Raw genomic sequence first — 14125 nt, 5'->3', positions numbered from 1 at the left:
GCAAAAGAGCGGCCCGATGCCGCCCGCTCGCGCAACCATGGCGAAGGAGTGACGCGTTCGCCATGGATTTTGCGCAACGGCGGCGCTGTCCTATCGGCTATGATAGTGGAGGCAGCTCGCCCGTTGCGGTCTCATGACCTCCACGCAAGGCGCAAAGTCCAGAAGGATCTGACATGACGAGTGTGCCGCGCGGACCCCTGGCGGGGATCAGGATCGTCGAGATTGACGCGATCGGGCCCGTGCCGCTGGCGGCGATGGTCATGGCCGACATGGGGGCCGACATCGTCCGCATCGCTCGCCGGGCACCCACGGGCGCGCAGGTGTGGAACGACGTCGGCGGGGCGGTGCTGTATCGCAGTCGCAGTCATGTCGCGCTCGACCTCAAGCTGCCCGCCGAGCGCGATGCGCTGCTCGACCTGATCGATCGCGCCGACGGGCTGATCGAAGGATTTCGCCCGGGGGTGATGGAACGGCTCGGGCTTGGTCCCGATGTCGTCCTTGCCCGCAATCCGAGGCTGGTGTTCGGGCGGATGACCGGGTGGGGGCAGGCGGGGCCGATGGCGATGCGCGCCGGGCACGACATCAACTATCTCTCGCTGACGGGGGCGCTCCACGCGATCGGCGACCCGGGGGCACCGCCGACGGTGCCGCTCAACCTGGTTGGCGATTATGGCGGGGGGACGATGTTCCTTGTCGCCGGGATGCTCGCGGGTTTCCTGTCGGCGCAGCGCACGGGGGAGGGCCAGGTCGTCGACGCCGCGATCACCGATGGGGTCGGGACAATGCTCAGCCTGTTCTACGCGTGGCTGCCGACGGGCCACTGGGCCGACGAACGCGCGAGCAATTTGCTCGACGGGGGGGCGCCCTTTTACCGCTGCTACACCTGCGCCGATGGCCGCCATGTCGCCGTCGGCTGCCTCGAGCCGCAGTTTTTCGCGGAGATGATCGCCGGGCTGGGACTGGAGGAGCGCGGCCTGGTGCAGGCTGATCGCGCAGGATGGCCCGCGATGGAGGCGGAACTGGCTGCCGTCTTTGCCACGCGCCCGCGCGACGAATGGGCGCAAATGTTTGCCGCGACCGATGCCTGCGTGACTCCGGTCCTGTCGCTCCGTGAAGCGGTCAACCACCGCCAAGCAACCGAGCGATCGAGTTTCACTGTCCGCGATGGAATCGCGCAGGCCGCTCCCGCACCGCGCTTCTCCGCCACGCCCGCGGTGATTGGCAGCGATGGAGAAACCGGGCTTTCCGCCGTTATCGACCGCTGGGCCCGCTGAAGCGGGTCGGGCGGCGGCGGCGGCAATGCCGGGACCAACCTCGCCTTCGCGACCGGTTCGGCGGTGTACAGACCATCGACATGTCGCGCCGCCAGGCCGTGTTCGTCAGCGCGATCGGTACCAGCCCTGCCGCCGCCCGCCGATGATCCGTACCCGGTTCGACAAGAGCGCATGGACCGGCGGGCTGGACCTCGTCATCGGCGATGTTGGCAATGTGTCGGTCGATCTTGGTCATCGCGGCGAGTTCGGCAAGTCGGTGACCAGCCATGACGCCCATTTCACTTTCAAGGCGAAATTCTAGCAGCGGGAAAAGTGTCGATGCCGTGCGGAACCGCCAGATGCGCTCGACCCGCTGGCGGTTCCCCGTTCGCCCGGCGTTTTTGGGTCCGCCCGGCGTTTTAGCCAGCGCCGCAAGCCGCGGCGGGCTATCACGTTGACCTAAATCGCAAACATACCATGCCGGCAGGGAACCGTGCTTGGATTGCGAAGTTAGATCGTCGGGGGATTCTCGATGATTTCCAATCCAGCGCTGTCGGCAGAAACTGTGTTCACACCAAACCGCAAATGCATTTTAGTCGTTGAGGACGAACTGCTTATCCGGTTGGCGCTGAGTGATGGGCTGCGCGAGGCTGGTTATCAGGTGGTTGAAGCTTGCTGTGGAGACGAGGCGATAGAAGCACTGGATTCAGTGGCCCCGGACCTGATTATCAGTGACGTACGAATGCCTGGTGAACTCGATGGCATCGCCCTGCTTGGAATTGTTCGGCGAAGATTTCCGGCGCTGCCCGTCATTATCGTTTCAGGGCATTTACGCCCTGCGGCGGCATTGGCCGACGGCGCCACGCAGTTTCTGGCCAAGCCCTATGCGTTGGACGCGATCCTGCAAGCGGTTGAGACCGAGATTGGAAAGTTGACATGACCCCCGGAGAGAAGACGGAGCCCATTGCATCATCCGTGCTCGTCGTAGACGGGGACATTGTCTCCCGGCATGTCCTTGCCGACTACCTTCGTCATTGTGGATATGCTGTGGTGGAAGCGGCGACGATCGACGAGGCCTTTATCGCGTTGAAAGAGCCCTCGCTCTCGATCGACGTTATCCTGTGTCACATTTCTGCGCTTGGCTCCCAGACCTGCTTTGGGCTGGCGAATTGGGTGCGAGCGAATCGTCCGGAACTGGAAGTGAAGCTCGCTGCGGGCGACGAGACCGCCGCGCAGACGGCTGCCGAACTGTGTGAAAATGGCCCGCACCTTGCCCGTCCGTATGAACCAGCAGCCGTCACTGATTATATCAAGACGCTAAGAGCAAGCCGATTGAAGTAATTGCCAACGAAGGGCAGACGATGGTTTCGCAAAGGGCATCTGCCATCACTTGGTATCAGGAACACCTGCAAGTGGCGATCAAGGCGGCACGCGTTGCCGTCTGGGCGTGGCAGGTCGACTCCGACGCATTCGCGATGGACAAACACGCCTTCGAACTATGGGGAGTCCCTTGGTCGGACAAAGTGACGTTCGAGCAACTGTCTGCGCGCATCCATCCGATCGACCGCGATCGAGTCCGAGCGGCTTTTAACGCGACGCGATCCGTCGACGGCTTGTATGAGATCGATTTTCGCATCTGTCTCGGGGATGAGGTGAGGTGGATTGCGGCCCGTGGGCAGGGTGCCGACGGAGGCATTGTGGGAAGGATGATGTCGGGAATCTTCCTCGACGTCACGAGCCGCAAGCAAGCCGAGGAAGGCAGCGAGCTGCTTGCCGGAGAAATGAGTCATCGAGTCAAAAATCTTTTGGCGATAGCGGCGGGACTAACCCAGATTACCGCGCGTTCGGCGAAGTCTGTTGAGGAAATGGCGTCAGCGCTAACGAAGCGGCTGACCGCCCTCGGCCGTGCCCACGACTTGGTTCGCCCGCTGCCCGGCGAACAGGGGAAAGCTGCCCTGTTAGGCGATCTCCTCTCCATCCTGCTTGCGCCCTATGACGAAACCGCAGCTTTTTCGGGACGTATCCGTGTGTCGGTTGCGCGGATGGGCATCGGCGAGCGAACCGCCACTGCGCTTGCAATGGTAGTCCATGAACTGGCGACCAATTCAGTCAAATATGGCTCGCTGTCCTGCGAAACTGGCTTTCTCGACGTAACGAGCAAGATCGAGGGTAACAACATTTCCGTTATCTGGGCGGAGACGGGCGGACCGGCCATTGCCGGATCACCAGTGTTGAAGGGTTTCGGTAGCCAATTGATCGCACGCAGCGTGTCTGGACAGCTCGGCGGCAAGCTCACCTACGACTGGCAGACGAACGGTCTCGTCGTGACGGCTCGGATGCGTTTGGATCGACTCTCCAAATAGCGCTGGCTCGCCTGACCTGACTGAAGTCCGACCCCATCAGCGCTTTCACATTAACTCGTGTAGCTCGTCAGGCGCTATCGGCAGCAGCCAAGCGACGTCGAGGCCGGTTTCCAAGATAGAGCGCCCGGCGTCCGAGCACTATCGGCGGATCATCTGCACTTCCAATTGCATGTCCGCAGATTAATGCTATATGTTGCGCAACATGTTGGGCATATGATGACTGCGGAGGATTTTAATGCGTTTTATATCACTGCTAGCCTTCCTGTCGGGGTCGCTCATACTGTCTGCCTCGAACGCGCAAGCGGTCGAAAAGCCTGCCTCACATGAACACGTCAAGGTGGTCGTCGGCTCCTTGATAACCACCCTGTCGAAGAACTATGTTTTTCATGACAAGGCGAACGACATCGCCGCGTTCGTTCGGGACAAGGCCGAACTGGGCGGATACGACACACTCGCAACCGACCAAGACTTAGCCCGGGTTCTGACCGACGACCTGATCAAGGCGAGTGGAGATCTCCATTTTTCCGTGGGCTTCGATCCGACCTGGGTGGCCCAATATCGCCGAAAAGATCTGCCCGGACAGGCATCAACCGAACGGCTGCGGCTATATGACGAGGGCACGAAAACCAATTTCGGGTTTGACGGCGTTAGACGGCTGGAAGGAAATGTCGGTTACCTTAACCTCGCCTACTTTGCCGACCCCTCGATCGCTTACGACACTGCTGCGGCCGCGATGCGCATGCTGGAAAACAGCGACGCCCTGATTATTGACCTGCGCTACAACAACGGCGGTTACCTGGAGATGGCGCAGTTTATCGCAAGCTACTTTTTTCCCGCTGATAAGGACAAACTGCTGTTCGATTATTACTATTATGACGACGGCAAGCGCGTGGATCGCGGACAGTGGGTGCTTCCCGGATTGCCCGGGAAAAGGATGGTCGACAAACCGCTCTACATTCTGACGGGATCGACCTCATTCTCGGCTGCGGAATGGTTTACCTATACGATGAAAAAACTGGGAAGAGCCAAGGTCATTGGCGCGCGAACCTCCGGCGGGGCGCATCCGGTCGATCGAAAGCCGATAGACGCCAATTTATACCTTCAAGTCCCTATCGGTCAGATCCGAGACCCGGTTGATCGAGGAGACTTCGAGGGGGTTGGCGTGCTGCCTGATGTCGACGTGCCGTCGATCAATGCTTTGGGCATCGCTCACAGGATAGCGATGGAGGGTCTGGCCGAAAACAACCCCGCCAAGCAGGAAGAACTCAAGTGGAATTTGCCCTCGATCGTGGCGAAGAGCGACCCAATCACTCTCAGTCCGACCATGATAAAGGCCGCCGTCGGAAAGTATGAGGGGCGAATGATAGGGCTCGATCATGGAAACCTCTTTTATATGTGGCGTGAGCGGTTTCGCTTGGCGCTGATGCCAATTTCTCCCGGCCTCTTTGAAATCGAAGGCGTCTCGGATTTTCGCTATCGCCTGGTTTCGAAAGCAGGCAGAACCACCGGCCTGGAACGCGTGAATCGCGATGGGTCCACCCACCTATACAAGCGGCTGTGATGAAACATATTTCGAAAACAATTGTGCTTGACGATCCCGTCTTTCTCGGCCGCTCGGTGGAACGTCTGAGTACGTTGATTGAAGAGCAATCAGCTGTTGTGCTGCGTTCGTACGATGTCACGATCCCGGTGAAGTCTTGCTCCCTGGTTGCCGTACTGGAAGCGCGGGGAGCCGCCACCGCGGCGGAGCTCGCCAAGAACCTGGATGTTTCGCATCAACTTGTGCTGCAGAAAATACCCAAGCTTTTGAAGTTGGGGTTGATCAAAAGCGAGCAGGACCAAGAGGACGGTAGAAAGAGAACATTTTCTTTGACCGCAGAGGGGGTAAGCCAGATCAAGCAGTTTCGACGCAGCCGCACAGCGATCCGTGCGGCCTACGTCGAATTGTTCGCCGAAGTCGGAGACCTGTTCGATTTGACCTCGCGAACGGAGGTCGCCCTGCGGCAACGGTCGATCGGAGAGCGAGCGGGCGTCATCAAAACTAAACAAAACCACCCATGATGTAACTTTTGAAGCCGCACTTCGATCGTCGAAGGTCGGTCTGACGCCTACCTTCGTCGCGCCTCGACCGCTGCGAGTGAGCGGGTAGGCCGCATCTGAACTCGTCCGCCTCGAACCAGACATTCAAGGATTGGGCAAGCGAGACGACCGACGTCCCTAACCAGCTGTCCGAGGCTGCGCTGGCTCATGCGATCGCAAACAAGGCCGAGGCCGCTTAAGGCCCAGGACGGAAGCGACAGCTTCACGCCCGCTCAGCCGGAATTGCGTCCATTAGCAATGCTGTGAAGGGGACGTTTGGTGTCGGGGAAGTCACCGGACGCCCATAACAATACGCCGGGTCGGGCTATGCCTTGCTTTCGCCGACGAAACGCCATCTAGTCATTGCGGGGCGGGTCGCGATCAGGCGAGGAGTAGGCGCGTGCCCGTTGCCGACCACAGTAAAGCATTCCTCGCAGGTGGCGGCGAGATGGGCGCGATGATGCGCGCGCACGATTGGTCGACGTCGTCGGCAGGGCCGCCGGAGGGCTGGCCGCAGTCGCTGCGCTCGGCAGTGGGGCTAATGCTGGCCAACAAGCACATCATGTTCGTCGCCTGGGGGCCGGACCTCGCCTTCCTCTACAACGACGCTTACCGCCCGGTTTTCGGACAGAAGCACCCATGGGCACTGGGACGACCGTTCCGGGAAGTCTGGTCGGAGGTCTGGGACGAAGTCGAGCCACTGGTGAAAGCCGCGCTTGGCGGCGAGGCGACCTGGTCGGAGAATCTGTACCTTGTGCTGGAGCGCAACGGTTACCCCGAGGACTGCTGGTTCACTTTCTCCTATTCGCCCGTGCGCGACGAGGAGGGCGTGATCGTCGGCCTGTTCTGCGCCGCGTCGGAAACGACCGACGTGGTACTGGCCGAGAAGCGCCAGGCGTTTCGCCTTCAGCTTGAGGAGCGCCTGCGCGACCTCGCCGACCCGAAGGAGGTCATGGCCGCGACGGTCGAGACGCTCGGCCGCTATCTAGGCGTCAGCCGCGTCGGCTACGGCGAGATGCAGGCGGACGACCAGACGATCGTCTATGAAACGGACTATGTGGACGGTGTCGAGCATCTGATCGGCGCTTTCCCGATCAACAGTTTCGGCCCCGGCAACATCGTCGACCTGCGGCGCGGGCTCACGACGACCTATCCCGACCTCGAAGCCGACCCGCGCACAGCTGGCGAAGGCTTCCCGGCGATCGAGGCGCGGGCGGCCATGGCGGTGCCGCTGGTGCGCGACGGCACGCTGCGCGCCGTGCTTTACCTAAACCACCGCGAGATTCGCGATTGGCCAGCGGACGAGGTGAGGCTCGTCGAGGAAGTCGCCGCCCGGACATGGTCCGCCGTCGAGCATGCCCGCGCCGAGGCGGCGCTGCATGAAAGCGAAAGCCACTTTCGGGCGCTCGTCAATGCCACAGCCAATGTCGTCTATCGCATGTCCGCGGACTGGCGCGAGATGCGTCACCTCGACGGCCTTGGCTTCATCGCGGACACCGAAGCGCCGACGATCAACTGGGTCGAAACCTACATCCCGGCCGACGAGCGGCCTCGCGTCCGCGAAGCGATCGAGCAAGCGATCGCGGCCAAGGGCGTCTTCGAACTGGAACACCGGGTGCTGCGCGTGGACGGTACGGTCGGCTGGACCTTTTCGCGCGCCATCCCGCTGCTCGACGATGCCGGCGAGATCGTCGAGTGGTTCGGAGCGGCCAGCGACGTGACGGAGCGAGTCGAGGCGGACCAAAGCTTCACGCGCCTGTTCGAGGCGTCACCGGCGCCGTTTCTGGTGGTTGCGCCCGACGCGCCGCTTTTCACCATCACCGAGGTTAACGACGCCTATCTTGCAGCGACCATGCGGACGCGCGAGGGGGTGGTCGGGCGCGGCATCTTCGAGGCCTTCCCCGACAACCCGGACGACTTAGCCGCCTCGGGGGTGAGCCGTTTGCGCGCCTCGCTTGTACATGTGCTCGCCACTCGTAAACCGGACGTATTGCCGGGCTTGAAATACGACGTCGCACAGCCAGACGGCACGTTCGAAGAGCGATGGTGGAGTCCGATCAACTCCCCGGTTCTGGACGAAAACGGCCAGGTAGAAGCCATCATCCACAATGCCAACGACGTAACCGAGAACCGCCGCGCCGAAACGGCGCTCAACGAAAGCGAGTCGCGGCAGGCGTTTCTGCTGCGCTTGAGCGATGCGCTGCGGGCGGAGCCAAGTGCCGACGCCATGGCGAACCGGGCGCTCCGGTTGCTCTTCGAGCAGATGCGGCTCGATCGCTGCTACATTGGGATCTATCGGCTGGCGGAGGACATCGGCGAGTTTACCCAGCAGGTCCACACCGACCGATTGTCCCCGTTGCCCGCGCAGGTGCCCCTGTCCGGGTTTCCCGAGGGGCTTCGGATCGTGTCCGATCGGACATTGGTCATCGACGATGTCATGAAGATGGAGGGCCTTTCGGACGGCGAGCGGGCCAGTTTCGCCGATCTCGGCCTGGGTGCCGTGATCAACGCGACGGTGCGCAAAGGCGAAAACATTCCGCTTTGGGCGATGATAGCCGGCTCTACCTGCGCCCGAGTTTGGACACCAAGCGAAGTCGCCCTTGTTGAAGAGGTTGCCGAACGCACTTGGGCGTCTCTAGAGCGCGCCCGCACCGAAGCGGCGCTGCGCGAGAGCGAGGCGCGGCTTCGCGAGATGAACGAAACGCTCGAAGGGCGCGTCGCCGAAGGCACCGTCGAGCGGAACCGGGTGTGGAACACGTCGCGCGGCCTGCTCATGATCGCAAATCTCGACGGCGTCTTCCGAGCCGTCAATCCGGCCTGGACCCAGACCCTGGGTTACACCGAGGCGGAGACGATCGGTCGCAGCTATCACGATTTCATCGTTCCGGACGACGTCGAACCGACAGTCGAGACGACAGCGGTGGCGGCTTCCGGGATTGACGTTGACGGATTCGAGAACCGCTATCGACACAAGGACGGCTCGATCCGCCGCCTTTCTTGGAACACGTCGGTCGAGGGAAGTCTGATCTACGCATTCGGTCGGGACGTCACCGACGAAAGGGCGCGCGAGGCGGAGATACAGGCGCTGGCGGAGCAATTGCGTCAGTCGCAAAAGATGGAGGCGATGGGCAGCCTCACCGGCGGCGTCGCGCACGATTTCAACAACCTACTGACGCCGATCGTCGGCTCGCTCGACATGTTGCAGCGCAAGGGCCTTGGCAACGAGCGCGAGCAGCGCCTGATTGCGGGTGCGGTCCAATCGGCCGACCGCGCCAAGACTCTGGTCCAGCGCCTGCTTGCGTTCGCCCGGCGGCAGCCCTTGCAAACGACCAGCGTCGACCTCACGCCTCTTGTGAAAGGGATGGCCGATCTCGTCTCAAGCACGACCGGGCCGCAGATCAAGGTCGTCGTCGATGCGCCCGAGGGTTTGCCACCTGCAAAAGCCGATTTGAACCAGCTCGAGATGGCCATCCTCAACCTCGCGGTGAACGCGCGCGACGCCATGCCGGACGGCGGCACGGTGCGCATTTCGGTCCTTGCTGAGACGGTCGGACGCCAGCACCGGGCCAATCTTGTGCCCGGGCGATATCTGCAGCTGTCCGTTGCCGACACGGGCACCGGCATGAACGAAGACACGCTCAGGCGCGCCATCGAGCCCTTCTTCTCGACAAAGGGGATCGGCAAGGGAACGGGGCTTGGGCTGTCGATGGTGCATGGCCTCGCTTCACAACTCGGCGGCGCGGTTACGATCCAGAGTACGCCTGGAGTAGGGACCAATGTCGAGCTCTGGCTCCCGCAAAGTACCGAGCCGCTTGCCGAGATCCGGCCCGTCATCCCCTCGGCTACGGTCGCACGGGGTTTCGGAACGGCGTTGCTCGTCGATGACGAGGATCTCGTGCGCCTCAGCACGGCCGACATGCTGATCGACCTCGGCTACGCCGTCGTCGAGGCGGCATCGGCAGAAGAAGCACTCCAGCTCGTCGATCGCGGGCTGCAGCCGGACGTGCTCATCACCGATCACCTGATGCCGGGCATGACCGGAACGGAGCTCGCCCGGATGCTGCAGGGCAGCCGGCCGGGAACCAAGGTGCTGATCGTGTCCGGCTATGCGGATGCCGACGGCGTTGCACCCGACTTGCCCCGTCTGACAAAGCCATTCCGGAGCGTCGATTTGGCGGAGAGACTTGCGGCTCTAGGCTGAGGCATGCTGGTCTTCTCGAAAACAGCGCTATGGCGAAGAATGCGCCCAAATTGACGACATTCAAGCGGTTCGTCGCCAATTCCGGAAGCAGTCGTTCGTTCAGGTTTGAGATGAGGGCGGGAACGCGCCCAATGTCCGTCGGCTGGCCCATCGGACTGGGCTTAAAACGGTCGTTCATTCTCCTCAATTTCCAGCGAGCCGTGGTGTAGCTCGAGCGCTAAATCCGCCGGCTGGCGATGACCGGACCACCTTTACCGGCTTGCAGGATCAACGCACCTCGAAGTCCGGCCGGTGATCGTGGCAGATTGAAGCGAGCGGCGGACCCGTTCCATTGCCCAAGCGCAATCAACTGGCGGACGATGTTGCGGTGGGGAATCGTGCGGCCGCCATTCTCTCCTGCTCCAATTGGAACGGCGATCGTGCGAGGATCATAGCGGACCAGCCATAATGTACCGCTGCCTCGCATCGCCCTGATCAGGACCACTTTCCCATTACTCAGGATTTCCGGGCCCGTGGTGCCGCGATCGAGCCGGGCGATCGCGGCATCGACTTCCTCCTTGCGGTTACCGACCACGGCTCCGCGCCCATTGATTATTACTTCGGGAGTTGAGATGCTGAATTGCCGGTTCGCGCCGGCGTAATCTGCCTGTCGCTTGGTGAAGGCCGGGTCGCCGAACGTGTCTTTCCAACCGAGGCGATCCCAATAAGTCACGGCAAAACTAAGCGCGAGGACATCGGGCCGGTTCGCGAGCGCATTGACGACGACGTCAGCCGGAGGGCACGAGGAGCAGCCCTGGCTCTGATAAAGCTCGACCACGGTCGGGTGGGCCGGGTCAGCGGCAACGGCCATGGTCGTCCACAGCGCGGCGCCGATCACCAATATCAATTTACGCATCATGCTTCTCCCCAATTGCCACGATCAGTCCGTCCGACAACCATTGTGCGAGGAGGCGGCCAGCAGTGAGTGCAGGATCCTGGCCCCCTGCGTCGACCAGCCAAGCGCAAAGCGATCCAAAATCCAGCCCGTTTGCGACATGATGCAACGCACGCGCCTCGGCGTCGTCGGCCGTCCTGAAATGCGGCGCTTCGCCCTTCCGCCAGACCAGCAGCTCGCTACCATTTGAGAGCATCTCGACAGGTGGCGGAGTCGTGCGAGCAGTGATGGCTGACCAGATTGCCGGGGCGTTCGTAGTCAGGGGCAGTATTTTCAAGAAGGGGCACAAGTATATTTGCGCCCGATCCCAATCGACATTTGCGAGTTCACTTGCCGCGACGGGCACGGCGTCTGCGGCGACGAATGCGGTTCCGAGCGCGAGTTCGAGCCTTGCGATCTCGGCTACCTCGGGATCCCCCGGATAGAGTCGCGCGAGCGTGGGAGGAAATGCGTCAGGGTAATGATCTAGCGACCAACTGCTCGGCGGCTCTTGGGCGACGTGCTCGACGATCGCCGCGCGGAACGCGCCGTCGCCGAGCCAGGCGCGAGTGACCGCAAAGCTCTCGTCGAGGCAGGCAATAATCCGACCCCGGAAATTGTTCTGATAGACGGCAAGTCCAGCGTGCGTTTCCAACGGGAACCGAACCATTGATGGCATGTCGCCGAGATGGAGCCACGCACGAAAATCCTGTTGTAGGGCGAGCAGGGTCATGCCGCCCCGCGCAGCGACTGGGCGGCAAGGCTACGGGCCATGTCCAGCTCGCCGAGTAGATCGGCAATCGGCGGAATGTCATCGTCGCGCTCAATCATCGTCGAGATGGGCCCGAGGCGGCCGATTAGATGCGCGTAAAGGTCCCAGACGGATGCGCAAACCGGCTGGTCATGCGTATCGATCAGCAACGCCTCCCCTTGGCTGTGGCCAGCCAGGTGAACCTGCCGGACGTGGTGGGCCGGCACGCCGTCGAGATAAGCGAGCGCGCAAAATCCGTGATTGCTGGCGCTGACGAAGACATTGTTGACGTCGAGCAGTAGGCCGCAGCCGCTTTTGGCGCAAAGGCGATCGAGAAATTCCCACTCGGTCATCGTCGAATGGCCGAACGCGATGTAACTTGACGGGTTTTCGATCAGCATCATCCGCCCAATTGTATTCTGCGCGCGGCCGACATTGGCGGCGACGATGTCCAGCGTTTCTTCGTCGTAGGGCAATGGCAACAGATCGTGCGAGTTGAACCCGTCGATACCGGTCCAGCACAGATGGTCGGATACGAATAGGGGATCGATCTCGTCGACCAGCGCCCGCAGGCGGAGGAGATAGGCATGATCGACCGGCTTGGCCGAGCCGACCGACATCGAAACGCCGTGAAGGGCTACGGGATAATGCTCGCGGACCTCCCGCAGGATTCGTCGCGGCTGGCCCCCGTCGACCATGAAATTCTCGGAAATCACCTCGACGAAATCGACATCAATCTGGCCCTCGATGAAGTCAGGATAGTGCGGCTTGCGCATGCCGAGGCCGAAACCGCCGAACGCGGGAAGGTGCATGGACGCGATCCTTGCGAGAGGGTGGCCCCGGTCTCGCTGACCGAGGCCGCGCCAGTTACATTTCGGTCAGGCTGCCGCCAGCCGCAGCGCACTGTTGTTTGCTCATCGTCTTGAAGCCGTGGCCCTTGCACTCGTTCATGCCCTTGCAGCTGTTGTGCGCGGTCTTGCAATCAGAGGTGCCCTTGCAGCTGTTGACGCCGAAGCAATGGACCTGCGCGACCTGGCCTTTGGCGAAAGCAGGCGCGGCAGGCGTCATGGCCGCGAGTGCGAACAGGGCGGCGGAGGCGGCGACGCTGATGCCGGATTTGGCAGTGATCATAAAACATACTCCCCAACGGGTTGCCGGAAATGGCACCTCCAGTTCGTGCCGGGGAGGCGACCAGTTACATCACCAGCGCAATAATCTCGGTCCGACCAGCGCTCCGACCGATGCGGCAAGCAAGATACCGAGCGAATACCAGGTTAGGACGAAGATCGCCGACACCTCTGGACAGTGCAGGCAGTAGACGGTCGCGGAAAAGGCACCCGCCGCAAGCCCCGCAGCGGCACCCGCGGCGCGCAGGCGGGTCGGGGCGAGGCGGCGGAATGACCAGAGTAAGCCGATGAAGATCGGCACGGCGAGCATCAGCACCAGCCACGGGCATTTGGTCCAGGTCTGGCCAAGCCACATTGCAAGCCACTCGGAGCGGGGCGTGCGGATCAACTCGCCGATCCCGGCGATTGCAAGCGCGACCACCGGCACAGCAATCAGCCACAGGCGCCGCAAGCTCCCCGGATTGGGCCGGGCGAGCCGGGCGGTCACTGTAATCGCGACCGCGGCGAGCGAAATTGTGTAGCCCCACTTCATCCAGAAGGTCGCACCATGCATTGCCAGCCACAGATCGGGACGAAATCCGAGCGTCGCTATGATGACCAACGTCGAGGCCAAGGCCCCGACAATAACGCCACTCGCAAGACGCCAGCCGACGGCGTCGCGTCCGACCGGCCGGACATCTGCACTAAGCGATGCAATAAGGTCGTCAGTGTTCATTTAGCCTGTCCTGAGATGCGTGCCGCGAGGGTCTTGAGACCGCGGTGGACGGAGACCTTGATATCGGATTCCCCAATTCCCGCAGCGATCGCCGCTTCCGCCACGCTGGCCCCGTCGATCTTCGTGGCGCGGATCGCCTGCGCTTGCTTAGCAGGCAATGTTTGAAGCAGTTCCTCGACGTCGAGCCTGGCATTCGACGAAGCCTCGAATCCCTCGGCAACGAGGATGTCTTCAAGTCCTTCGATCGGGACTGTCCGTCGCAATCGGCGAAACTGGTCGATCATCTTGTAGCGCGCGATTGAGAACAGCCACGCGGTGAAGGCGCGGTCGCGGTCGAAGGTGGCGCGGCGGACGTGAACGGCAATCAAGGTTTCCTGCACAAGGTCTTCGATATCGTCATCTCCGCCCGACATCATTCGGCGACGATAGAAAGCGCGCAGCAGCGGAACGAGGGCGCCAAGCAGGCACGCATGAGCACGAGCATCGCCATCGAGCCCGCCGATCATCCATGTCCGCAACTGGCATTCGTCTGCTCGCATTCGCGCTCCCTGCTACAGGTTCGGCCCGGTCGGCTGGATCGTTACACGAGGCGGCATCAGGCGGCGAAAAACTTTCTGCAGCTCATTTCGTAACCAAGAGACGGTGGGCCCCGAACTGGCTGGCATGACCGGCTATCGCCCTCCGGTCAGCGCGAGGCCCGGTTCACCTCCTGGCTGGGCCTCG

14 protein-coding genes are annotated in these 14125 nt (G+C 61.9%); 8 read left to right on the top strand and 6 right to left on the bottom strand.

Annotated elements, in window-relative coordinates:
- Nucleotides 1-173: 173 nt before the first annotated feature.
- The 8 genes from U1700_RS11885 to U1700_RS11850 all read left to right on the top strand — a co-directional run bounded on the left by U1700_RS11885 (nt 174) and on the right by U1700_RS11850 (nt 9896).
- Entirely contained in the window at nt 174-1274 is a 1101-nt protein-coding gene (locus tag U1700_RS11885; protein ID WP_332752869.1) for a CaiB/BaiF CoA transferase family protein, read from the top strand.
- 142 nt (nt 1275-1416) lie between these two features.
- Entirely contained in the window at nt 1417-1575 is a 159-nt protein-coding gene (locus tag U1700_RS11880) for a hypothetical protein (RefSeq protein ID WP_332752868.1), read from the top strand.
- 210 nt (nt 1576-1785) lie between these two features.
- Nucleotides 1786-2193 (top strand): response regulator, encoded by a 408-nt coding sequence (locus U1700_RS11875; RefSeq protein ID WP_332752867.1) that lies wholly within the window; start codon nt 1786-1788, stop codon nt 2191-2193.
- A complete protein-coding gene (locus U1700_RS11870) occupies nt 2190-2594 on the top strand; it encodes a response regulator (protein ID WP_332752866.1) in 405 nt (134 codons plus the stop codon). The genes U1700_RS11875 and U1700_RS11870 overlap by 4 nt, the downstream gene beginning before the upstream one ends.
- Before the next feature lie 20 nt (nt 2595-2614).
- Nucleotides 2615-3616, top strand: coding sequence for a sensor histidine kinase (locus U1700_RS11865; protein ID WP_332752865.1), 1002 nt, complete (start codon nt 2615-2617; stop codon nt 3614-3616).
- Nucleotides 3617-3851: 235 nt separating this feature from the next.
- Complete coding sequence (locus U1700_RS11860) at nt 3852-5177, top strand: S41 family peptidase (protein ID WP_332752864.1); 1326 nt, start codon at nt 3852-3854, stop codon at nt 5175-5177.
- Nucleotides 5177-5677: a MarR family winged helix-turn-helix transcriptional regulator gene (locus U1700_RS11855; RefSeq protein WP_332752863.1), complete on the top strand. Its 501-nt coding sequence runs from the start codon at nt 5177-5179 to the stop codon at nt 5675-5677. Before U1700_RS11860 ends, U1700_RS11855 begins: the two co-directional genes overlap by 1 nt.
- Nucleotides 5678-6095: 418 nt before the next feature.
- Nucleotides 6096-9896 (top strand): PAS domain-containing protein, encoded by a 3801-nt coding sequence (locus tag U1700_RS11850; RefSeq protein WP_332752862.1) that lies wholly within the window; start codon nt 6096-6098, stop codon nt 9894-9896.
- Between the two features lie 217 nt (nt 9897-10113).
- Here the strand turns inward: U1700_RS11850 and U1700_RS11845 are convergent, their stop codons facing one another.
- The 6 genes from U1700_RS11845 to U1700_RS11820 form a co-directional block, all read right to left on the bottom strand.
- Nucleotides 10114-10773, bottom strand: a complete 660-nt coding sequence (locus tag U1700_RS11845; RefSeq protein ID WP_332752861.1) for a DUF1223 domain-containing protein — start codon at nt 10771-10773, stop codon at nt 10114-10116.
- Between the two features lie 10 nt (nt 10774-10783).
- Entirely contained in the window at nt 10784-11542 is a 759-nt protein-coding gene (locus U1700_RS11840; RefSeq protein ID WP_332752860.1) for a DNA-binding domain-containing protein, read from the bottom strand.
- Nucleotides 11539-12372: an MNIO family bufferin maturase gene (gene bufB / locus U1700_RS11835; RefSeq protein ID WP_332752859.1), complete on the bottom strand. Its 834-nt coding sequence runs from the start codon at nt 12370-12372 to the stop codon at nt 11539-11541. Before bufB ends, U1700_RS11840 begins: the two co-directional genes overlap by 4 nt.
- Nucleotides 12373-12427: 55 nt before the next feature.
- Nucleotides 12428-12691 carry a BufA2 family periplasmic bufferin-type metallophore gene (gene bufA2, locus U1700_RS11830; RefSeq protein ID WP_332752858.1) on the bottom strand — a complete coding sequence of 88 codons (264 nt, stop codon included), beginning with the start codon at nt 12689-12691 and terminating at the stop codon, nt 12428-12430.
- Between the two features lie 69 nt (nt 12692-12760).
- Nucleotides 12761-13402 carry a DUF1109 domain-containing protein gene (locus tag U1700_RS11825; RefSeq protein ID WP_332752857.1) on the bottom strand — a complete coding sequence of 214 codons (642 nt, stop codon included), beginning with the start codon at nt 13400-13402 and terminating at the stop codon, nt 12761-12763.
- A complete protein-coding gene (locus U1700_RS11820) occupies nt 13399-13941 on the bottom strand; it encodes a sigma-70 family RNA polymerase sigma factor (protein WP_332752856.1) in 543 nt (180 codons plus the stop codon). Before U1700_RS11820 ends, U1700_RS11825 begins: the two co-directional genes overlap by 4 nt.
- Nucleotides 13942-14125: the final 184 nt, after the last annotated feature.

The organism is Sphingomonas sp. RB1R13 (assembly GCF_036663775.1).
GTDB lineage: Bacteria > Pseudomonadota > Alphaproteobacteria > Sphingomonadales > Sphingomonadaceae > Sphingomicrobium.
The sequence above is the reverse complement of the archived record's forward strand: the minus strand, read 5'-3'. Positions and strand labels throughout refer to the sequence as shown.